This is a genomic window from Albidovulum litorale, from assembly GCF_025751495.1.
Lineage (GTDB): Bacteria > Pseudomonadota > Alphaproteobacteria > Rhodobacterales > Rhodobacteraceae > Albidovulum > Albidovulum litorale.
Map to the genome: position 1 here is coordinate 665276 of NZ_JAOWKZ010000001.1, position 20067 is coordinate 685342.

Annotated in this window: 20 protein-coding genes; 10 read left to right on the forward strand and 10 right to left on the reverse strand. The window is 64.2% G+C overall.

Annotated elements, in window-relative coordinates:
* Positions 1 to 157 precede the first annotated feature (157 nt).
* From OEZ71_RS03410 to OEZ71_RS03420, 3 genes are all read left to right on the forward strand, one after another.
* Positions 158 to 1411: a capsule biosynthesis protein gene (locus tag OEZ71_RS03410; protein WP_263738511.1), complete on the forward strand. Its 1254-nt coding sequence runs from the start codon at positions 158 to 160 to the stop codon at positions 1409 to 1411.
* Between the two features lie 77 nt (positions 1412 to 1488).
* Entirely contained in the window at positions 1489 to 2622 is a 1134-nt protein-coding gene (locus tag OEZ71_RS03415; protein ID WP_459542628.1) for a polysaccharide biosynthesis/export family protein, read from the forward strand.
* Positions 2622 to 4658, forward strand: a complete 2037-nt coding sequence (locus tag OEZ71_RS03420) for a capsular polysaccharide biosynthesis protein (RefSeq protein WP_263738512.1) — start codon at positions 2622 to 2624, stop codon at positions 4656 to 4658. The genes OEZ71_RS03415 and OEZ71_RS03420 overlap by 1 nt, the downstream gene beginning before the upstream one ends.
* A 110-nt stretch (positions 4659 to 4768) precedes the next feature.
* On the opposite strand, the gene OEZ71_RS03425 is transcribed toward OEZ71_RS03420, so the two are convergent.
* From OEZ71_RS03425 to OEZ71_RS03445, 5 genes are all read right to left on the reverse strand, one after another.
* Positions 4769 to 5602: a class I SAM-dependent methyltransferase gene (locus tag OEZ71_RS03425; RefSeq protein ID WP_263738513.1), complete on the reverse strand. Its 834-nt coding sequence runs from the start codon at positions 5600 to 5602 to the stop codon at positions 4769 to 4771.
* Positions 5603 to 5667: 65 nt separating this feature from the next.
* The gene (locus OEZ71_RS03430) at positions 5668 to 6270 is read right to left on the reverse strand and encodes an inner membrane-spanning protein YciB (protein ID WP_263738514.1); all 603 of its coding nucleotides are present in this window, start codon (positions 6268 to 6270) and stop codon (positions 5668 to 5670) included.
* A gap of 5 nt (positions 6271 to 6275) precedes the next feature.
* Positions 6276 to 7175, reverse strand: a complete 900-nt coding sequence (locus OEZ71_RS03435; RefSeq protein ID WP_263738515.1) for a DMT family transporter — start codon at positions 7173 to 7175, stop codon at positions 6276 to 6278.
* A gap of 8 nt (positions 7176 to 7183) precedes the next feature.
* Positions 7184 to 8521, reverse strand: coding sequence for a signal recognition particle-docking protein FtsY (gene ftsY, locus OEZ71_RS03440; protein ID WP_263738516.1), 1338 nt, complete (start codon positions 8519 to 8521; stop codon positions 7184 to 7186).
* A 60-nt stretch (positions 8522 to 8581) separates the two neighbouring features.
* A complete protein-coding gene (locus OEZ71_RS03445; protein WP_263738517.1) occupies positions 8582 to 9214 on the reverse strand; it encodes a lysoplasmalogenase in 633 nt (210 codons plus the stop codon).
* Positions 9215 to 9676: 462 nt separating this feature from the next.
* Between OEZ71_RS03445 and OEZ71_RS03450 the strand changes: the two genes are divergently transcribed.
* The gene (locus tag OEZ71_RS03450) at positions 9677 to 10684 is read left to right on the forward strand and encodes an alkane 1-monooxygenase (protein ID WP_263738518.1); all 1008 of its coding nucleotides are present in this window, start codon (positions 9677 to 9679) and stop codon (positions 10682 to 10684) included.
* A gap of 61 nt (positions 10685 to 10745) precedes the next feature.
* Positions 10746 to 11162 carry a hypothetical protein gene (locus OEZ71_RS03455; protein WP_263738519.1) on the forward strand — a complete coding sequence of 139 codons (417 nt, stop codon included), beginning with the start codon at positions 10746 to 10748 and terminating at the stop codon, positions 11160 to 11162.
* 105 nt (positions 11163 to 11267) lie between these two features.
* On the opposite strand, the gene xseA is transcribed toward OEZ71_RS03455, so the two are convergent.
* On the reverse strand, positions 11268 to 12770 hold the full coding sequence (gene xseA / locus OEZ71_RS03460) for an exodeoxyribonuclease VII large subunit (RefSeq protein ID WP_263738520.1): 1503 nt from the start codon (positions 12768 to 12770) through the stop codon (positions 11268 to 11270).
* Positions 12771 to 12839: 69 nt separating this feature from the next.
* Here xseA and purD point away from each other — a divergent pair, with 69 nt between their 5' ends.
* On the forward strand, positions 12840 to 14102 hold the full coding sequence (gene purD / locus OEZ71_RS03465; protein WP_263738521.1) for a phosphoribosylamine--glycine ligase: 1263 nt from the start codon (positions 12840 to 12842) through the stop codon (positions 14100 to 14102).
* Positions 14103 to 14195: 93 nt separating this feature from the next.
* On the opposite strand, the gene OEZ71_RS03470 is transcribed toward purD, so the two are convergent.
* Together OEZ71_RS03470 and OEZ71_RS03475 are read right to left on the reverse strand one after the other, a co-directional pair.
* A complete protein-coding gene (locus tag OEZ71_RS03470; RefSeq protein WP_263738522.1) occupies positions 14196 to 14951 on the reverse strand; it encodes an FG-GAP repeat domain-containing protein in 756 nt (251 codons plus the stop codon).
* The gene (locus OEZ71_RS03475) at positions 14951 to 15274 is read right to left on the reverse strand and encodes a 2Fe-2S iron-sulfur cluster-binding protein (protein WP_263738996.1); all 324 of its coding nucleotides are present in this window, start codon (positions 15272 to 15274) and stop codon (positions 14951 to 14953) included. The genes OEZ71_RS03470 and OEZ71_RS03475 overlap by 1 nt, the downstream gene beginning before the upstream one ends.
* A 116-nt stretch (positions 15275 to 15390) precedes the next feature.
* On the opposite strand from OEZ71_RS03475, the gene OEZ71_RS03480 reads away from it, so the two are divergent.
* On the forward strand, positions 15391 to 15999 hold the full coding sequence (locus OEZ71_RS03480) for a sulfotransferase family protein (RefSeq protein WP_263738523.1): 609 nt from the start codon (positions 15391 to 15393) through the stop codon (positions 15997 to 15999).
* A gap of 109 nt (positions 16000 to 16108) precedes the next feature.
* Here the strand turns inward: OEZ71_RS03480 and OEZ71_RS03485 are convergent, their stop codons facing one another.
* Positions 16109 to 16999, reverse strand: coding sequence for a sterol desaturase family protein (locus OEZ71_RS03485; RefSeq protein ID WP_263738524.1), 891 nt, complete (start codon positions 16997 to 16999; stop codon positions 16109 to 16111).
* Between the two features lie 189 nt (positions 17000 to 17188).
* Here OEZ71_RS03485 and OEZ71_RS03490 point away from each other — a divergent pair, with 189 nt between their 5' ends.
* Entirely contained in the window at positions 17189 to 17626 is a 438-nt protein-coding gene (locus OEZ71_RS03490; protein ID WP_263738525.1) for an OB-fold nucleic acid binding domain-containing protein, read from the forward strand.
* Here OEZ71_RS03490 and OEZ71_RS03495 read toward each other — a convergent pair.
* Positions 17566 to 18012: a cupin domain-containing protein gene (locus tag OEZ71_RS03495; protein ID WP_263738526.1), complete on the reverse strand. Its 447-nt coding sequence runs from the start codon at positions 18010 to 18012 to the stop codon at positions 17566 to 17568. The two genes, OEZ71_RS03490 and OEZ71_RS03495, sit on opposite strands and share 61 nt — an antisense overlap.
* 104 nt (positions 18013 to 18116) lie before the next feature.
* On the opposite strand from OEZ71_RS03495, the gene OEZ71_RS03500 reads away from it, so the two are divergent.
* Both OEZ71_RS03500 and OEZ71_RS03505 read left to right on the forward strand, forming a co-directional pair.
* A complete protein-coding gene (locus OEZ71_RS03500) occupies positions 18117 to 19049 on the forward strand; it encodes a LysR substrate-binding domain-containing protein (RefSeq protein ID WP_263738527.1) in 933 nt (310 codons plus the stop codon).
* Between the two features lie 68 nt (positions 19050 to 19117).
* The gene (locus OEZ71_RS03505; RefSeq protein ID WP_263738528.1) at positions 19118 to 20014 is read left to right on the forward strand and encodes a DMT family transporter; all 897 of its coding nucleotides are present in this window, start codon (positions 19118 to 19120) and stop codon (positions 20012 to 20014) included.
* Positions 20015 to 20067: the final 53 nt, after the last annotated feature.

Genomic DNA, 20067 nt, shown 5'->3' on the forward strand with positions numbered 1-20067 from the left:
ACCAATTCGCAACGGCGCCTGCATTCCGCCAACTGGCCGCCGCAATAATCCGTGACAAGAACGCAGAAACGGCCACAATGGCCAGAAACCGCGCGAGAAACGGTCGAGCAGCATGCCAGTCATCGAATTGAACCCCAGCAGTTCACGGAAGGTCCTGATGCTTCAGGGGCCGCACGGGCCGTTCTTCTGCCATCTGGGTGATATGCTGTGCCGGGCGGGAGCCGAGGTCTGGCGCGTCGGCTTCAACCGGGGCGACGAGTTTTTCTGGCGGCGTCCGGGTTACATCCCGTTTCGCGGCAACATCGAGGACTGGGCGGATACGATCAACGAGCTTTTCAGCGACCATGCGATCACCGATCTCATTCTCTACGGTGACGCGCGGCCGGTTCATGCCACGGCCATCGCGGCTGCGAAACGGCGCGGCATCACCGTGCATGTCTTCGAGGAAGGTTACCTGCGCCCCTACTGGGCGACTTACGAACGTGGCGGTTCGAACGGTCATTCCCGCCTGATGTCGATGCCCGTCGCCGCGATGCAGGCGGCCCTCGCACGGTCGGAAATGGAACTGCCCAAGGCACCTTCGCATTGGGGCGACATGCGCGAACATGTGTTCTATGGCGCGCTCTATCACTTCATCCTCCTGACCCTGAATAAGCGCTACCGCAATATGCGGTCGCATCGCAGCATCACGGTATCGGAAGAGTTCCAGCTTTACCTGCGCCGGTTGCTGCTGATGCCGCTGCACGCATTGGAGCGGCGCATTGCGACCTGGCGCATTCGCGGCGGAGGTTTTCCGTACCACCTTGTCCTGATGCAGCTCGAACATGATGCGAGCTTTCGGGCCCATTCCGATTTCGCCTCGATGACAGAATTCCTGACCCTCTGCCTTGAGGAATTCGCGCGCGGGGCGCCGACGCATCACCACATCGTTTTCAAGGCCCACCCGCTTGAGGACGAACGCGCCTCGGTCACGCGCACCATAAGGGAAACCGCAAGGCGGCTCAGGATCGGCGACCGTGTCCATTTCGTGCGCGGCGGCAAACTTGCGCAACTGCTTGACGGCGCGCGGAGCGCGGTCACCGTGAATTCCACCGCGGGCCAGCAGGTGCTGTGGCGCGGACTGCCGCTCAAGGCGTTTGGCCGCGCCGTCTACAATCAACCCGAATTCGTGTCGGATCAGCCGCTTGCGGAGTTCTTCGCCAGTCCCCGGCGTCCCGACAGCCGCGCCTATCGCGACTATCGCCACTATCTGCTTGAAACCTCGCAAATCCCGGGCGGCTTTTATTCCGCTCGCGGCCGTCGTCACCTGCTGCGGCAGGTGACGGACATGATCCTGGCCGACGAAGACCCCTATGATGCGCTCGTCGCGGGCAAAGCGGCACCAAGGCAACAGTTGGTCGCGGTGGAATAGCGCGTCTGGAATTGAAGGAGCGCATTCAGTAGGCTACCGCAAAACCAGAGGCAGAAGTCCCGGCGGAGGAGCCGACCTTGAGACCAGTTTCGTCACGCGTGACCGCAGCGATGGCCTTGTTTGCCGTGCTTTCCGGCCTTTCTGCATGCGGTCTGCCGCGATCGGGACCGACCAAGGGAGAGATTCGCGCAGGCTCGGTCGAAGAGCAGGGCGATACATTCATCGTTCCGGTCACCGCGCAGGTTGCACGCGCGACAGCGATGGTTCCGCCGCTCGGCTTCACAAACGGGTTCCTCGGGGCCGGTGTCATCGGCTCTGATGTGATTCGCCCGGGTGACGTCCTCGGCCTGACGATCTGGGAAAACGTCGATAACGGCCTGCTGGCGGGTCCGGGTATGAATTCGACCGCATTGCAGGAAATGCAGGTCGATGGCGACGGCTTCATCTTTGTCCCTTATGCAGGCCGGATCCAGGCTGCCGGAAACACGCCGGAAGCTCTTCGCCGCATCATTACCGAAAAACTGGATGCCCAGACGCCCGATCCGCAGGTTACCGTGGCGCGGATCGCCGGGGACGGCGCGACTGTCTCTGTCATGGGTGGGGTCGGCGGCCAGGGTGTCTATCCGATCGAACGTCCGACCCGGACGCTGTCGGCGATGCTCGCCAAGGCCGGCGGCGTGATCATCGAACCTGAGATTGCGCAGATCGTCGTCACCCGTGGTCACCATACGGGGCGCGTCTGGCTCAAGGATCTTTATTCCAACCCCCAATTCGATGTCGCGCTGCGTCCAGGTGACGTGATCCTCGTCGAGAAAGACCAGCGGAACTTCACCGCGATCGGTGCGACGGGGGCACAGAACCGCGTGCACTTCGAGACGCAGGAACTGTCTGCGATCGAGGCGATTGCCCAGGTTGGCGGCCTGTCAACGAACGCCGCCGACCCGACCGGCGTTTTCGTCCTGAGGGACGAGGACCCCGCGACCGCCAATACGGTGCTGGGCCGGACTGATCTCATCGGACCGCAGCGGGTTGCCTATGTTCTCGACCTGACTGAACCTTCGGGCCTCTTCAACGCCCGCGATTTCATGATCCGCGACGGCGATACCGTTTACGTGACCGAGGCCCCCTATACCCGCTGGCAGAAACTGCTCGGCGCACTGACCGGAGCAGCGGGTTCGGCCAATTCGCTGTCAAAGGCCGCCGGAAACTGATGGAGGGGACGGGGAACGCCCCCCGGAAGCTCTACGTCTTTTCCGGTGGTTTTCTGACACAGCCGCGCATCCGGCGTATCCTCACACTCGCAGGTTATGACATTCGAGTTGGTCGACCGACCGGACCTGCTGACTGCATTGGCGTCTGGGGCCGCAGCCCGACCGCGCCGCGCGGCGAAAAGGTCTCGGACTGGACCGATACGCCGGTCGTCCGGGTCGAGGATGCCTTCCTGCGCTCGATCCGGCCCGGACGCGCGGGCGGCGAACCGCCGCTCGGACTGATGATCGACGAACAGGGCGTGCATTTCGACAGCGCGACACCCTCTGCAATCGAACAGATCCTTGCCACGCATCCGCTCGACGACACGGCGATCCTCGACCGCGCGCGGGACGGGATGGCACGGCTCAAAGCAGCGCATCTGTCGAAGTACAACAATTTCGATCCGACCCTCGCGGTGCCCGATCCGGGCTATGTGCTGGTGATCGACCAGACGCGTGACGATGCGTCGATCCGCCATGGCGGGGCGACCGCCGCAACCTTCCGAGAGATGCTGGTTTTCGCACAGGAAGAGCATCCCGGCGCGCGCATCGTGATCAAGACCCATCCTGACACGCAAGCGGGCCACCGGCTGGGCCATTTCAACGAGGGTCACACCCATGGCCAGATCTCGGTCCTGACGGCGCCGGTATCGCCATGGACCCTGATGGAAGGCGCGGTCGGCGTTTACACCGTCTCGTCGCAACTCGGGTTCGAGGCGATCATGGCGGGCCACAAACCCCGTGTGTTCGGCCAGCCCTTCTACGCAGGTTGGGGACTGACGCAGGACGAAAACCCGGTCGCCCGGCGCGAACGCCGCCTGACTCGCGCCCAGTTGTTCGCCGCCGCGATGATCCTCGCGCCCACATGGTACGACCCCTGCCGCGACCGGCTGTGCAGTTTCGAAGAGGCGGTGGACCAGCTAGAGGCGCAGGTCCGCGCGTTCCGCGAAGACCAGGGCGGCCATGTCGCCCTCGGAATGCGGCTGTGGAAACGGGCACATCTGCAAAAGACCTTTGGGCGGGAAAAGCGGCTCAGGTTTCAGGAGGATCCGGGCCGCGCCGTTAGCCGCGCGAAAGCCGAGGGGCGCGGCCTGCTCGTCTGGGCCGGGCGAGAGCCCGACAGCCTTTCGGCGCTTTCCCAAAACGTTCCGGTGATGCGCGTAGAAGACGGGTTCCTGCGCTCGCGCGGCCTCGGAGCCGAACTCGTGCCACCGCTGTCCCTCGTCGCCGACCCCCGGGGGATCTACTACGACCCGGCGCGTGAAAGCGATCTGGAGCGGCTGGTCGCGGCCGGACCGCCACCGGGCGGCGAGGTTCGGGCGGAACGTCTGATCGCCCGGCTGGTGCGCTTTGGCCTCTCGAAATACAACCTCGATGCCGAGGCGGTGCCGGACCTGCCGAAAGGCCACCGCATTCTCGTGCCGGGTCAGGTGGAGGACGATGCCTCGATCCGGCTCGGCGCTGGCAAGGAACATACCAATGCCGCCCTCCTCGCCCGGGTCCGGGCCGAAAACCCCGATGCCATCGTGATCTACAAGCCGCATCCGGATGTCGAGGCGGGACTGCGGACCGGTGCGGTGCCGGAAACCGAGGCCCTGAACCACGCCAACATCATCGTCCGCGGGGCAAGCCCGGCCGCGCTGATCGAAGCGGTGGACGAGGTCTGGACCATCACCTCCACGCTCGGGTTCGAGGCGCTCCTGCGCGGCAAGCCCGTGACCTGTCTTGGAATGCCCTTCTATAGCGGCTGGGGCCTGACTCGCGACCTCTTCCCCACCCCGGCACGGCGCAAGGCACAGCCGACGCTCGCGGCCTTTGTCCACGCCGCCCTCATCGCCTATCCGCGCTACATGGACCCGGTGACCGGCCTGCCCTGCCCGCCCGAGGTCATCGTCGACCGCCTTGCCCATCGCGAGATTCCGGCGATGGGTAAGGCCAACCGGCTGTTGTCAAAGCTTCAGGGCCTTTTCGCCAGCCAGTCCTGGCTTTGGCGGTAGCCTCTGTGACCACCGGGACGGGCGTGAAAAGATGCGTTTCCCTTAACGGTAGAACGACAGAAATGCGGGACTTTTCTGCCACTCTTTCGGATCTGCTCGACTGCCTACCCCTACCGGCCGGCCCGAACCGCGGAAACAACAACTGACGGAGCTGGGACAAGATAACCGGCGCCATTCCTCTTTCCCTGCTTGCGCGTTCGTGCAGCAAGGTCCTCTCGAATGGCGTCTCTTTGGGGTGAAGACTGTCCCCCAAGCAAAGAAGCCGCTCGGACTGCGCCTTTGTCAAAAACATCAAACAGGGCTTCCGGGCTTTCAACACGCAATTGGGAATTCACGTCCGAGACCTGAACATCAACGAAGCCAGCCGATGTTACGATAGATTTGGCGCTTTTACTGTCGGCAAGAAGGTGCGCATCAGGCCCGTCAGGCAGGATTACAGAAGGATCTCCCAACCGACCCACAGCGTCAAAAAGCCAACCGAAAGCCCCATCCGACCCTTTCCCATGCCAGATCGAAAACGCTAAGTTTCCCCCGGGATTCAGTACGCGGGCGACTTCGCTCAAACCGGCCGTTGGGTCAGAGAAGTGCGGAACGCCGAATCCGATCGTCACGGCGTCAAAGCTCGCATCGGGAAAGCCCATCGCCATGGCGTCGCCCCGTACAAATCGGGCCTGCGGAACTGCAGAGCTCGCCAATTCGATCATGACATCGGAAAAATCCAACCCTGTAACGGCCGCACCGCGCGAGACAAGTCTTGCCGCGACGACGCCATGCCCGGTGCAAAGATCAAGTACTTGCATTCCCGGCTCTGCCGAAACTGCATTCGCAAGTTCTTCAGCCACCAGTGCAGTGGCAAAGGCGAACCCATCCGCATAACCACTGGCGATGTCAGGATTGCCCCAGCCTTCGAACTCCATCTTCTCAAAGTCAGTCGTATCAGCCATTTCCCCCCCAAGCCGCTCCGAAATGAAGTCTACAGCGATGCATCCTGAGAAGGAAAGCAGGGCTCTCAGCCGTCCTTTTCTTCGATCTCGTAGTCCCGGAACACACGCCCCTGCGCCATGAAGAAGAGGAAAATCGCCGCCGTCAGGCCGAAGGTCTTGAAGTTCACCCAGGCCTGATCCGACATCGTCCGCCAGATTACCTCGTTCAGCACGGCAAGGCTCAGGAAAAAGACCGTCAGGCGGCGGGTCAGGATCATCCATCCGTCATGCTCCAGCGGCATCGCATCCTGCAGCACCAGCGCGAGGTAGGACTTGCCCTTCAGCAACCCCCAGCCAAGCACACCCGCGAAGATGAGGTAAATGAGCGTCGGCTTCATCTTGAAGAACCGCTCATCGTTGAACCAGACCGACAGCCCGCCAAAGACGATCACAAGCACCAGCGTCGCGATCTGCATGGCCGACAGCTTGCCTGTCAGCCGCCACAGGATCAGCGTCGACAGGACCAGAAGCGGCACGAACCCCGCCGTGGCAAGGATGAACCCGCCATAGTCGGTGCCGCCGATGGTCACCGTCTGATCCTTCAGCCGCACAAAGGCCACAAAGAACGCGATGACGGGGCCAAGCTCCAGCCCCAGTTTCAGCCACGGATTGATCTTCTTTCCGGCCATTGGCCCTACCCCGTCAGTTTCACGATCACAGCGCCCGCCGCAATCAAAGCCATCAAAGTCAGCCTGCGCGGCCCGACCCGTTCACCGAGCATCAGCCAGGCAATGAGGGCGGCAAAGACCGTCGAGGTCTCGCGCAGCACCGCCGCCTCCCCCACATTATCGAGCCGCGTCGCCAGAAGGATGGCACCGAAGCTGAAATAGGCGGTGAAGGCCCCGATTACACCCCGCTTCATCAGCGGCACGATCTCGGACGACGGCAGGCGCCGCCAGCGCCGCCACGTATAGACAGGCATGAAGAGCCCGTCGATGAGGAAGAACCACGCGAGGAAGGTGAACGGGTCCGCGGTCGCGCGGATGCCGTAGGCGTCGTAGGTCGTGTAGAGCGCCACGAACATGCCAGTGACAACCGCCCAGAAGAGCGCGGGCACCATCGTTTCGCGGTCCACGGTAATGGTGCGCAGGTTATAGACGGCAAGCCCGAAGATGCCGGTCAGAAGAACCGCGACACCGGCCCACTGACCGGCGGTGAAATGTTCGCCGAAGAGAAGCCCCGCGCCGATAACCGCGAAAAACGGCCCCGTGCCGCGCACGACCGGGTAGACCACCGCATAGGCGCCCCGGCTGTAAGTCATGGCCTGCGAGACCTTGTATCCGATATGGATCACGAATGCGCCCGCGAAGATGAGCCACATATGCGGCTCGGGCCAGGGCACGACAAACAGTGCGAAGGGCAGCGCGATGACCGCATAGGAGATGTCGATTGCCGCCCGGCTCAGCCAGGGATCGTGACGCCCCTTCTGCAGCGCACCGAAGAGCGCATGGGTGAAGGCGGCAAAGAGCGCGAGCGCCATCGCCACCTGACTGCCAAGGTCCGTGCCTTCAATCGAGGCGAGCCATGCGGTCATCCGCGCGGTCAGCCGTCACTGCCGACAAGCGCGCGGGCAAACTCCTCGGGGTCGAAGGGCGACAGGTCGTCGATCTGTTCACCCACACCGATGGCGTGGATCGGCAGGCCGAACTTGTCGGCGAGCGCGACGAGGACGCCGCCCTTGGCCGTACCATCAAGCTTGGTCATCACGAGGCCCGAGACATCGGCGATCTTGCGGAAGATATCGACCTGGCTGAGCGCGTTCTGTCCTGTCGTGGCATCCAGCACCAGAAGCGTATTGTGCGGCGCGTCGGGGTCCTTCTTGCGGATCACGCGGACGATCTTGGCCAGTTCCTCCATCAGGTCCTGCCGGTTTTGCAGGCGCCCCGCCGTGTCGATCATCAGAAGGTCGGCGCCTTCTGCCTGCGCCTTCGTCATTGCATCGAAGGCAAGGCTCGCGGGGTCCGATCCCTCGGGCGCGGTCATCACCGGTACGCCCGCGCGCTCACCCCAGACCTGCAACTGTTCGACAGCTGCGGCGCGGAACGTATCGCCCGCGGCGATTACCACCTTCTTGCCCGCGGCACGGAACTGGCTGGCGAGCTTGCCGATTGTCGTGGTCTTGCCCGAGCCGTTGACGCCGACGACCAGCACCACTTGCGGTTTGGTCTTGTAAAGCGGCATGGGCTTGGCGACCGGTTCCATGATCCGGGCGACCTCGCCGGCAAGCAGATCCTTGATCTCGGGCACCGAAAGCTTGCGGCCCATCCGCCCCTCAGCGAGGTTCGCGGCCACGCGTAGCGCGGTATCGACGCCCATATCGGACTGGATCAGCAGTTCCTCAAGGCTTTCGAGCATCGCGTCATCGAGAACCCGGCGCGGCGCGGACGGGGCGGCAGGACGCTTGAACAGGCGGCCAAGGAAACCCGGGCGTTCGGCAAGGGGCTCGTTCGACACCGAAGGTGACGACGACAGGATTTCAACCGGTGCAGGTTCCGGCAATTCGACCGGTGCGGGCTCCGGCAGTTCCGGCGCTGCGGGCGGTGCCTCCACCGGCGGCGCGGGGGGCACTTCGGGCGCGGCTGGGGGGAGTTCGACCGGGTCCGGCATAGGGGCTGGTTCGGGTTCAATTTCCGGCTCGGGTTCCGGCTCCGGTTCAGACTCTGGTTCGGGCGCCGGGATCGGCTCGGGTTCCGGTGCCAGCTCCGGTTCGGGTTCGGGGATCGGCTCCGGTTCGGGCGTTGGCTCCGGCTGCGGCTCGGGTGCCGCGGCCTGCGCTTCCACCTCCTCCTCAGCCCCTTCGGCGACAATCGCCTCCAGCCCCTCTTCGAGCTTCGATGAGGATTTGAAAAGCTTGTCCTTGAGCTTCTTGAAGAACGACATAGGCGGCCCCGGCTGCTGGTCTTGCCCCCACCTATTACGTTTCGGGTTGGGATTGAAGGGTCAGAAGGGCGCGTTGGCGGCCATTCCCAGAAGGATCAGCGCCTGACCCGACCAGTAGGCCGCCCAGAGCGCATGGCTCAGGAGCCGGTTCAGGCCGGGGCTTTTGACCACGAAGAGGTCAAGCGACAGAAGAAGATCGGACAAGACGAAAAGGACCGCGCCCCACAGCGCGACCTGCCGGTCCGGGCCGAGTGTCAGGGCTGCGAGCGCCATGAGGGTGATGACGCCCACATAGGCCCGGACCGACCAGCGCAGCGCCCCGGTCTGTGGCGCGAGCCAGAACTCGGTCGATATGCCAAGCGCCAGCAGCGCCAGCGCGGGGAAAAGGGGCGGCAGCGTGCCCGGTATCCAGAACTCGGCGGCATAGGCGAGATGACCAGCGGCGAAGGCCCCCATCCCCGCAAGGAATGCCTTTTCCCCGGGGCGCGAAAGAAAGAAGTCGCCCAACGCCCCAAGGGCCAGTCCCGCGACGATAAGCATGGGGGCGGCGAGTCCCGGCGCGGCGAGGGCCAGCACCGCGACCGAACCGGTCTTGATCAGGCTCTTCGGCCAGGATGCCCCGCGCCAGCAGAAGACGATTTCGTAAAGGGTGGCCAGAAGCACGGCGAAGATGAACAAAGTGGTCGCGGTCATGGTCCCTCCGGGTCAGGCGCGAGAAGGCCATGGGGGCCCGGCCCCGGTCAACCGGTCACGCGGTCTGACGTGGCGGCACGAACAGGGGTCGACGGCGGCGGCGGGATTTGCCAGATTTGCGCCTGCAAGGATGTATCGCCCATGGTTCTGAACCCGCTGTCCCGACTGACCCGACGCCGTACCGGTGACAACCCGAAGCGGCCGGACATGGACGACCAGTCTGGCGCAGACGATGCAGCGATCGCCTCGGTCCTTTCGGCCCTCTCAGAGGACACCGCTCCAGCGACCTCACAAGAGCGAAAGATCGAACCGGAACGACCCGAGCCCGCTCCGGCCGGTCCGGATGCAGATGCGCGGCCCCGCCCCGCCGTTGCTTCATCCGAGACCTGGCAGGATAGGCTCCAAACCGCGTGGGCGCCGTGGCGTCATTTACGTCCCTTCCTGCTGGCAACGCTCGCGCCGGTGCCTCTTCTAATCCTTGCCGCCGTTCTGGGCGGGGTTTGGAGTCTGCCTGCCCTGCTGTCGATGACCCTTGTTCTTCATGTCGCCGACGAAGTTGCCCGGGAACGCGGGGCGACCGGTCCCGAGCCGCAGACCGTCGCAGCCGCCGACCGGCTGTCGGTCCTGCTCGCTGTGGTGCATTTCCTGCTCCTCCTGATCGGCCTCTGGGCGCTTTCCGGTGGATCGGGCCTCGGCCTTTTCGACGGTATCGCCACTTTCCTCGCCTTCGGCCTCTGGTTCGGGCAGGTGTCGAACTCGAACGCCCATGAACTCATTCACCGCTCCGACCGGCGGCTCTTCGGGTTGGGCATGGCTGTCTATATCTCGCTTCTCTTCGGCCATCACACCTCGGCCCATCGGTTGGTCCATCACCGCTTCGTCGCAACGCCTGACGACCCGAACACGGCCGCCGAAGGGGAAAGCTTCTACGCCTTCGCTGCCCGCGCCTGGCCGGTTGCCTTCGTGGCGGGATATGAGATGGAAAAGAACCGCCGCGAAAAAGCGCGGCTGACGGGGCTTGCGGGCCTCAACCCCTATTCCATCTACCTCGGCGGCGCGGCGCTGGCGCTTGTCGCGGTGCTGTGGCTCTTCGGGTTTGACGGGCTTTTGGCCTATCTCCTGCTCTGTGCCCATGCGCAGGTTCAGCTTCTTCTGTCGGACTACGTGCAGCATTACGGGCTTTTGCGCCGCGAACTGCCCTCGGGCGGGCTGGAACCCGCCGGACCTGGGCATAGCTGGGACGCGCCACATGCCTTTTCAGGCATGATGATGCTGAACGCACCGCGCCATGCCGATCACCACGCCCATCCTGCGCGACCCTATCCTGAACTCGGGCTGAACCCGGTGACCGAAACACCCCGCCTGCCCCATTCGCTGCCGGTCATGGCGACGATCGCGCTGATCCCGCCTGTCTGGCATCGGCTCATGGACCGGCGGCTTGCAGCCATGCGCCGCCGTGCCGATGCCTGAGCGCGCTGGCCTCGGCGCACGCTTTCTGGCACTCTGGCGCGGCAGATCGAGAGGCCCCGGAATGACCTGTCTGTCACGGATCGTCGGAACCGCAATTGCCCTGATTCTTGGATCGGCGCTCGGCGCAGCGGAGCCAGGCGGGCCGCTGACTGCAGAGGAGTTCGATGCGGCGACGGTGGGGCGCACGCTTTTCTACAATTCCGGCGGCGAACCCTACGGCGTCGAACAGTACCAGCCGGGCCGTCAGGTGGTCTGGGCCTTTCTCGGCGACGATTGCCGCAGAGGCGAGTGGTACGAAGATCAGGGCTTTATCTGCTTTGTCTATGAGGACAATCCCGAGCCGCAATGCTGGACCTTCTGGCAAAGCGACGAAGGCCTTCTGGCCAAGTTCCGGGGCGATCCCTTCGGCCTGCCGCTGATCGCGGTCGAGGAAAGCCCCGAACCGATGGCCTGCATGGGGCTGGATCTCGGGGTCTGAGAGGCATTCGCTTTCCGGGTTTCGCCGCGCCTGAGGCGCGTCGGCCCGCCTTGGGTTTTACCCCCGGACCCCCGAGGGTGTTTCGGCAAGGAAGGAACCGGACGGTCAGAAAAGGCTGCCCTGATCGGGCGGTGGGTCGGATTTCTGGCGTTTCGGCTTTGCCGGGCTGCCCGCGAGCACCGGCAGGGTTCCGTCGTGAAATTCGATATCGAGGGCGGCGGCGGTTTCGGCAGCCGCTTTCGTCGTGACAACGGCGCCTTCGGCACGGATCACCGCATAGCCGCGTTTCAGCGTTTCGGTATAGCCGAGCGTCTGGCGCATGCGGTCTGTCGCACTCAGCCGTTCGGCGAGTGCATCGAGGCGCTGGCGTTGGGCGGTGGCGAGGCGCTGGGTGATCGCCTCAAGATCGGCGCGGCGACGGGTGTTTTCGCGCCCCGCATCGCGGGTCAGGCGGGTCAGCGCGGGCGCAAGGCGCTCGGCGAAGATGGTGAAATGCCGCCGCTCGCGGGCGATCAGGCCAGCAAGCGTCGCCGGGTGCAGCCGCCCCGCAACGGTGTTAAAGCCCGCCCGCTTGCGCGTGGCTGCGGCATGCAATGCAGGGCCGAGACGGTCGGACCACTGGTCGAGGCCTTGCCGGGCTGGATCGAGAAGTGTTTCGGGTCGTCCCAACGCGCGGGACAGGTCGGTTAGCCGCTGGCGGCGCTGGTCGAGCCGCTGGGTCAATGCGCGGGAAAGCCGTGCGCCCTGATCGGCGGTCCAGCTGAGCAGTTCCATTCGGACCGGCACCGCCTTTTCCGCTGCCGCCGTCGGCGTCGGCGCGCGGTAATCGGCGGCATGGTCGATCAGCGTCGTATCGGTCTCGTGCCCCACCGCCGAAATCAGGGGGATGGCACTTTCGGCCGCGGCGCGGACCACGATTTCCTCATTGAATCCCCAGAGGTCTTCCAGCGATCCGCCACCACGCGCGACGATGATCAGGTCAGGGCGCGGCAGCGCGCCGCCGGGCGTCAGCGCATTGAAGCCCCGGATCGCGGCGGCGACCTCTGGCGCGCATTTCTCCCCCTGTACCGCGACAGGCCAGATCAGCACCTTGCGCGGGAACCGGTCGCGGAGCCGGTGCAGGATATCGCGGATCACCGCGCCCGAGGGTGAGGTGACGACCCCGATCACCTCGGGCAGATAGGGGATCGCCTGCTTGCGCTCCGGCGCGAACAACCCCTCCGCCGCCAGTGCCGCCTTGCGCTTTTCCAGCATCAGCATCAGGGCGCCCATGCCTGCGGGCGCGATATCCTCGACGATGAGCTGGTATTTCGACTGGCCAGGGAAGGTCGTGAGGCGGCCGGTTGCGATCACCTCCATCCCCTCTTCCGGCTTCACAGAAAGCCGTGCGGCCTGCCCTTTCCACGACACCGCGGCGATGACCGCGCGGTCATCCTTCAGGTCAAAATAAAGATGCCCCGAGGCGGGGCGCGACACGCGGCCGATCTCGCCCCGCACCCGGACATGGCCAAACTCGCCCTCGATCATGCGCTTCACCGCGCCCGAGATTTCCGAGACGGTGAATTCATGGGCATTGCCGCCCTGCTGGCTCTCTTCGAAGATGTCCATGGGTCCGCTTGTATCCTCTGCCCCCCGACCTTAGAACGCCGGGCAAGCGAGGCCAAGCGGGGGACGGCGATGAATATTCTCATTCTGGGCGGCGGCGGGCGGGAACATGCGCTGGTCTGGGCGGTCAAGCAGAACCCCAAATGCGACCGTCTGATCGTGGCGCCGGGCAATGCCGGGATCGCGATGCTGGCCGAGTGCGCCGATCTCGACATCATGGATGGTGCGGCGGTGGTTGGGTTCGCCGAGGAAAACGCGGTCGATTTCGTCATCGTGGGCCCGGAGGCGCCCTTGGCCGCAGGCGTGGCCGATGCGCTGCGTGCGGCGGGTGTCCTGACCTTCGGTCCCTCGGCGGAAGCGGCACGGCTTGAAGCCTCGAAAGGCTTCACAAAGGAGATTTGCGACGCGGCGGGGGCACCGACCGCGGGTTACGCGCGCTTTACCGACAAGGCGGCGGCGGTCGACTATGTCCGCGCGACGGGCGCGCCGATCGTTGTCAAGGCCGATGGCCTCGCCGCCGGCAAGGGCGTGATCGTGGCGATGACGGTCGAGGAGGCGCTGGCGGCGCTCGACGACATGTTCGGCGGCGAATTCGGGCAGGCGGGCGCCGAGGTGGTGATCGAGGAATTCATGGAGGGCGAGGAGGCCTCGCTCTTCGTTCTCTGCGATGGCACCGACGTGCTGGCCGTGGGCACGGCGCAGGACCACAAGCGGGTCGGCGATGGTGACACCGGCCCGAATACCGGCGGCATGGGCGCCTATTCCCCGGCGCCAATCCTTTCGGACGCGGTACTGAACCAGGCGATGGATAAGATCGTGCGCCCAACCGTGACCGAGATGGCGCGGCGCGGCACGCCGTTTCAGGGCGTGCTCTATGCCGGGCTGATGATCAAGGACGGGTATGCCCGGCTCGTCGAATACAATGTCCGTTTCGGCGATCCGGAATGCCAGGTCCTGATGATGCGGCTCGGTGCGCAGGCCTTCGACCTGATCCATGCCTGCGCCGAGGAGCGGCTCGGGGATTGCCGGGTCAACTGGGCGGACGACCATGCTTTGACGGTGGTGATGGCGGCCGCAGGCTACCCCGGCGCCTATGCCAAGGGGTCGCAGATCCGGGGGCTTGAGGAGCTGCCTGAAGATTCGTCGCATATGGTTTTTCATGCCGGAACGGCGGCGCGCGACGGGTCGGTCGTAGCCTCGGGCGGTCGCGTGCTGAACGTCACCGCGCGGGGGACGACACTTTCCGAAGCTCGGGATCGGGCCTATGCGATGGTCGACCGGATCGATTGGCCCGGCGGTTTCTGCCGCCGCGATATCGGCTGGCGGGCGCTTTAGAGTTTCGTCCCGCCTTCGGCGGGCCGACCCGCCGGGGAGGCGCTGCCTCCCCGGACCCCTCCGGAGTATCTTCAGACAGAAAGTGAGGCCGTCTCAGCGGCAGCCAGCGATGCGGTCGAAGCTCTTCGGCCCCCTGTAAGGTCCGAGGTCGCGGACAGCCAATTTCCCGTCGGCGAGGGTTGTTCCGATGATCCGGGTCCAGTCTCCGTTGGAGGTCAGGATCGTTGGGCTCCCACCGCAGGTGGCGATGCGGCCCTGGATGAAGGGATCGCCGATCCGGTGATTGGTGAGACCCTTGGCCTCGGCAACGGGGACGAGGCGGTCGCCCTCGAGCCGGACGATCTTCAGGATTTTGCCCAGATGCGGCGTCTCGACATAGGCAATCTCCACCCGCCCGTCACCGTCGAGATCGGCCGCGCCGACGGGGGCGAGCCAGCGGTGAGGCGTGCCGATATAAGGGGTCGAGGCAATGGCGGTGAACCTGTTGCCGGCGAATCCGTGAATCTCCAGGCTGGCGCCGCTGCTGACTTTGGATATGACGGTCACGATCTCGGGCTGTCCGTCGCCGGTGACATCCCAGAGCCGTGGCGCGAAGTCCTCGTAGACCGATTCCTGCGGTAGAATTATGTCGATGGGGCCGACCAAGCCACATCCATCCGCCCAGTCGATCACGACCTTCATCCCGCCCCACTCGATCGCATCGCCCAAGATGCCATGGTCGTAGCGGTCGGTCGGTCGGGTATAGCTGGCCTTGAGGATTGGACCTTCGCAACCGACATACTGCGCGGGGGCGGGCGTCGCCGCGAAGGAAGCGGCCATGTAGTAGCAGAAGGCCGCGAAGAGGCGCATCAGATCTGCTTTTCGGGCATGAAGACTTTCAGCCCGTCCAGCGCATCGGACACCTTGAGCTGGCAGGTCAGCCGAGAACGGGCCGGATCGGGCTCGTAGGCGAAATCCAGCATGTCCTCTTCCATCGCATCCTTGGCGGGCAGTTTCTCAATCCAGGCGGGGTCCACATAGACATGGCAGGTCGAACAGGCGCAGGCGCCGCCGCAATCGGCCTCGATCCCCGGAATGCCGTTGTCGCGGGCACCCTCCATGACGGTAAGCCCGTTCGCCACATCGACGACATGCTCGGTTCCGTTGAATTCGACATAGGTGATCTTGGCCATCGACTCGTTCCATCCCGTTCGGAGTTTCTGCGTATCTAGCCGCTCCATGCGCCATGCTCCACCCCTTTGGCATTTCCGTGCTAACCTGTGGAAAATCTGCAAGGGGGATGTGGACAATGCTGAAGGTGATCGGGGCCGGGTTCGGCCGGACCGGGACGGATTCGATGCGTGAGGCGCTGAACTTGCTGGGGGTGGGTCCCTGCCACCACATGTTCGAGGTGTTGCAGGACGAAAGGCAGCAGAAGATGTGGCGGGCGCTGGCGCAGGGAGCAACGCCCAACTGGCCGGAGTTGCTCAGGGGATTTTCATCCTGCGTGGACTGGCCCTCGGCCGCCTATTGGCGCGAACTGTCAAAGTTCTGCCCGGACGCCATGGTTGTCCTGACCTGGCGGACAGCGGAAAGCTGGTGGGCGAGTTTCGAGCGCACGATCCTGTCTGTCATCAAGGCGTCCACGGACCCTGATTCGCTCGGCGTGGCGCTGGTCGCCGAACAGGTTTTCGGCGGGCGGCCCGACGACCGCGCCCATGCGATTGCCACATACGAGGCTCATGTCGAGGAGGTGAAGGCGACGATATCGCCTGAACGGTTGCTGATCTACTCCGTCGGATCGGGTTGGGAGCCGCTCTGCCGGCATCTCGGTTTGCCGGTGCCGGATGCACCTTTCCCTCGTCGCAACGCAAGCGATGATTTCCACGCCGCGGTCGACGCGGCGGAGAAACGCTAATGGTTTGGGGGCGTGTGTGAGGCGCGCTTTGAGCCCACTTTGACAAATGCTGCACCCCGTCTGAATGACAAAACGCCCCGCAAAAGGACATTGGCTCAAGGTTTTCAGCCTATTTGTCGGTGCTTGGCTTGCCTTGCTTCGATGACGCAGATGAAGATCGTCTCCGATGACTCCGGGCGTCGAGCGCACCTCCGCTCGCCGCACCGAGCAGTGGCTGTATCAGCATCCGGTCGAGCCAGAGGTCGCGGCGCGTGCGAAACTGCTCGATGCCGATCTCCATACCCTTGTGTCCCTTCGCGGGTTGGGCGAGGTAGGTTCCGAAAAGCCGGTCCCACCACGGGAGATTGAAGCCGAAGTTCGAATTGGTTTCGCGTGGATCAACGGAATGGTGCACTCGGTGCATGTCCGGGGTGACGACGATACATCTGAGCATACGATCTACCCGGCGAGGAAAATCAATGTTGGCGTGATTGAAAAGCGCCGTCGCGTTCAGGATGACCTCGAACAAGAGCACGGCGACAGCGGGGGGGCCCAAAGCTGCAACGACCACCAGCTTTATCCCCATCGAGATAAGGATTTCTACCGGGTGGAAACGTAAACCTGTGGTCGTGTCGAAATCGAGATCGGCGTGATGCATGCGGTGCAGACGCCAAAGCCCCGGCACCGCGTGGAACATCACGTGCTGAAGGTAGATTGCGAGATCGAGAAGCAGCATAGAGACAACGATGGCAACCCAAAGCGGAGCATCGATGTTGTTGAAGAGCCCCCATCCGCGCTCCTCTGCCATAGCCGCGAGACCAACCGCGAGGATCGGAAACGTCAGCCGCAGAATCGCGGTGTCGAGCACGACGAGCGCAAGGTTATTTGTCCATCGGATAACACGCGGTATATCGCGTCGTCGCCGGGGCGCTCCAACTTCCCATAGCGCCATGGCCGCGAGAACGCCCAGAAAAGCAACAAGACGAATGGTCGGCTCGGCTGCAAGGATTGTGCCGGACATGGAAGGTGTCCTTCTGCGGGAGTCGGTCGCGATTGAACTGCCATCATTACTAGGAGACGACTGCGCCATATGTATAGCAGACATTGACCCGAGATCTTCTGAGGGCAGCATCGCCCCGCAAGCGGCGGTTCAAACCCAGTCCTTTCCCGGGATTGTAGCAGCCCGTAAAAATGTTCTACTATCGTTCTCATGCTGACCGACTATGCGCCGATTAAAGACTGGCCCCGCCCGCCCGCCGCCCTGCCCCATGCGCGGCTTGGGGAACCGCCCTCGGGCGCGCGGGTCACAGTGGCGGGGCTGGTGCTGGTGCGGCAGCGGCCGGGCACCGCGAAAGGGGTGGTTTTTCTCACGCTGGAGGATGAGACCGGGGTGGCCAATGTGGTCGTCTGGCAGAAGGTTTTCCAGCGCTTCCGCCGCGCGGTCGTGGCCGGGCGGCTTTTGCGCGTGACCGGGCGGCTTCAGCGCGAGTCGGAGGTCGTCCATATCGTCGCCGAGACAATCGAGGACATCACCGATATGCTCGACGATCTGCTCGCACCGCCGACGCCCGGCCATGATCGAACGGATCAGGAGACCGGCGTCAGATCGCAGACGATCGCCGTCGCGGGGGCGTCGGTGCGGTTATAGAACCAGTGCACCGTATCGCCATCCTCGATGATCGCGTCCGCGCCATCCTCTGAAAACTCCGTCTCGCCCGCCGCGCGGCCTTCGACCGTTACCCCGGCGATGACCTTGACGAGGCCCGGGCGTTTTTCGTGCGAATGCTCGGCGATCTGGCCGCCCGGCGCGATGGTAATGGCACGAAGCTGCATGAAATAGCCCTCGAGCCCGGTCTGACGCCGCAGCATCTCCTCCTCGATCACGCCAAGCTTGTCGACGGTCAGGCCCTGATGCTCGGTCGGGCCGGACATCTGCGCAAGCGCCGCTCCAGCAACCAAACCAAAGATGACACATCCGGTCGCAGGGACAAAACCGATGCTCCGGCCTTCCGTGTTGCGGTTACGCTGGATCATTTGTTCCCCCTGATTTTGCGAATTTCCTTCATTCAGCGTAAAATCGAAGCCGGAGCGCCTTCAAACGAAGAGATTTCACCCGGGGCTGAAGGAAATTCACGTCGATGAAACGCAAGCTGCCGCCGTTCCCCGCGCTGCGCGCCTTCGAGGCGGCGGCGCGGCTTGGCAGCTTCAAAGCGGCGGCAGACGAGTTGTGTGTCTCTCCCTCGGCGATCAGTCATCAGGTCCGCCTGCTGGAAACCTATCTCGGTCGGCCGATGTTTTCGCGCGGTCCTCAGGTCGTCCGCCTGACCCAAGCCGGGCAGCGCTACCTGTCCCGCATCGGGCCGCTTCTTGATGACATCGACGCCAGTACGCGCGAGATCACCGGCGATGCCGCGCGTGGCCAGCTGCGGCTGAAGATGACCGAGTGGTTCGCGAAAAGGTGGCTGATCCCGCGACTGCCACGGTTCATGAGCGTTTGCCCCGAAATTGATCTGAAGATCGAAACCGGGCTGCCGCCCACCGACTTTCGCAATGGCGCGCTTGACGTGATCATTCACTGGGGCGATGCGCCGGTGGAGGGCGTGGTGATAGAGCCCTTTTTTGCCTCGACCCGCACGCCCGTCTGCAGCCCGGCCTATCGTGCAGCGCATCCCGAACTCAGAGCACCGACGGACCTTGCCGACCATGTCCTCTTGCGCGACGAGACGGATGACGGATGGGCTGAGTGGTTCGCCGCCGCCGACTGCGCCGAGGCCTGTCCGGAACACGGGCCGGTCTTTTCCCATTGCGAGCTGTCAACGGCTGCGGCCTTAAGTGGAACCGGCGTGGAGCTTGCATACCGCGAACTGCTGATCGACCTGATCCGCGGCGGCGAACTGGTCCAGATCTTCGATATTGTCTCACCGGTCCGCACCATCTACTCACTCGCCTACGAGGCGCACCGGGCGACCGACATGCATATCCGCATGTTCCGAAGCTGGCTTTTTAAGGAAATTCTGCTCGATGCCGCGACGCAGGATAACGTGCTGATGCCGCTCACGGCGGCGCAGTAGCGCGTCAGGACCATGGACAGCAGGGCTCCGCTCGCCTAGCCATAGGACAAATCACACCCGGAATTCGCATGACACGCCATCCCTTATTCGGCCTCGGCCTCGCCGCCTTCGGGGCGCTTATCCTGACGCCGGACACGATGTTCATGCGTTGGTCCGGACTCGAGGGTTTCGCCATGCTGGCTTGGCGGGGCTTGCTGATGGGCAGCCTTCTGATCGCCGTCTGGTTCGTGACGGCCCAGACGCGGCGGCGCGACCTTCGCGCGATGATGTGCGTCTCGGGTTTCGGCGTCATGTGTTGCCAGGCGGTGAATGGCACCCTCTTTTCACTCGGCATCGCTCATGCGCCGGTCGCGATCGTGCTTTTTGGCGTGGCGACGATGCCGGTCTTTTCGGCCCTCCTGTCGCGCTGGCTGTCGGGCGAACAGACCCGCGGTACGACCTGGATCGCGATGGCGGCCGTGATGGGCGGCATCGCGATCGCCGTATTCGGCGACGGGGCAGAGGGTTTGGGTTTCAACCGCGCCTCGCTTCTGGGCGCGCTCGCGGGGCTGGGCGTGGCGGCGATGCTGGCGCTCGGTTTCGTACTGATGCGCCGGGCGCGGGACCTGCCGCTGCTGCCCACGATCGGTACGGGCGCGCTGATGGCCGGAACGATCGGGTTTGCCCTGTCCCCGGCCGGCACGCTTGCCGCGGGCAATGTCTGGGCCATCGCGGCGACCGGTGCGGTGATCCTGCCCGTCTCCTTCCTCGCGCTCAGCTATGCCTCACGCCATACCGAACCCGCCAATGTCAGCCTGCTGATGCTTCTCGAAACCGTTCTGGGCCCGGCCTGGGTCTGGGCCGGGGCGGGAGAGGCAATGACGGTGCCCATGATGCTTGGGGGCGCTGTGGTGGTGACCAGCCTCGCACTTTACATTCTGGCGACCGGCCGGCGGAGCCGGACTCCCCCTGCGGGACACATCTGACCCGTCCGACCGCCCTGCCATTGCTATGTCACAATCTTCGCTATCCTGCGCAA

Coding starts and splice junctions, on each gene's coding strand:
- OEZ71_RS03410 (WP_263738511.1), top strand. CDS start 158: ATGCTTCAGGGGCCGCACGGGCCGTTCTTCTGCCATCTGGGTGATATG.
- OEZ71_RS03420 (WP_263738512.1), top strand. CDS start 2,622: ATGGAGGGGACGGGGAACGCCCCCCGGAAGCTCTACGTCTTTTCCGGT.
- OEZ71_RS03425 (WP_263738513.1), bottom strand. CDS start 5,602: ATGGCTGATACGACTGACTTTGAGAAGATGGAGTTCGAAGGCTGGGGC.
- OEZ71_RS03430 (WP_263738514.1), bottom strand. CDS start 6,270: ATGGCCGGAAAGAAGATCAATCCGTGGCTGAAACTGGGGCTGGAGCTT.
- OEZ71_RS03435 (WP_263738515.1), bottom strand. CDS start 7,175: ATGACCGCATGGCTCGCCTCGATTGAAGGCACGGACCTTGGCAGTCAG.
- ftsY (WP_263738516.1), bottom strand. CDS start 8,521: ATGTCGTTCTTCAAGAAGCTCAAGGACAAGCTTTTCAAATCCTCATCG.
- OEZ71_RS03445 (WP_263738517.1), bottom strand. CDS start 9,214: ATGACCGCGACCACTTTGTTCATCTTCGCCGTGCTTCTGGCCACCCTT.
- OEZ71_RS03455 (WP_263738519.1), top strand. CDS start 10,746: ATGACCTGTCTGTCACGGATCGTCGGAACCGCAATTGCCCTGATTCTT.
- xseA (WP_263738520.1), bottom strand. CDS start 12,770: ATGGACATCTTCGAAGAGAGCCAGCAGGGCGGCAATGCCCATGAATTC.
- purD (WP_263738521.1), top strand. CDS start 12,840: ATGAATATTCTCATTCTGGGCGGCGGCGGGCGGGAACATGCGCTGGTC.
- OEZ71_RS03470 (WP_263738522.1), bottom strand. CDS start 14,951: ATGCGCCTCTTCGCGGCCTTCTGCTACTACATGGCCGCTTCCTTCGCG.
- OEZ71_RS03475 (WP_263738996.1), bottom strand. CDS start 15,274: ATGGCCAAGATCACCTATGTCGAATTCAACGGAACCGAGCATGTCGTC.
- OEZ71_RS03480 (WP_263738523.1), top strand. CDS start 15,391: ATGCTGAAGGTGATCGGGGCCGGGTTCGGCCGGACCGGGACGGATTCG.
- OEZ71_RS03485 (WP_263738524.1), bottom strand. CDS start 16,999: ATGTCCGGCACAATCCTTGCAGCCGAGCCGACCATTCGTCTTGTTGCT.
- OEZ71_RS03490 (WP_263738525.1), top strand. CDS start 17,189: ATGCTGACCGACTATGCGCCGATTAAAGACTGGCCCCGCCCGCCCGCC.
- OEZ71_RS03495 (WP_263738526.1), bottom strand. CDS start 18,012: ATGATCCAGCGTAACCGCAACACGGAAGGCCGGAGCATCGGTTTTGTC.
- OEZ71_RS03500 (WP_263738527.1), top strand. CDS start 18,117: ATGAAACGCAAGCTGCCGCCGTTCCCCGCGCTGCGCGCCTTCGAGGCG.
- OEZ71_RS03505 (WP_263738528.1), top strand. CDS start 19,118: ATGACACGCCATCCCTTATTCGGCCTCGGCCTCGCCGCCTTCGGGGCG.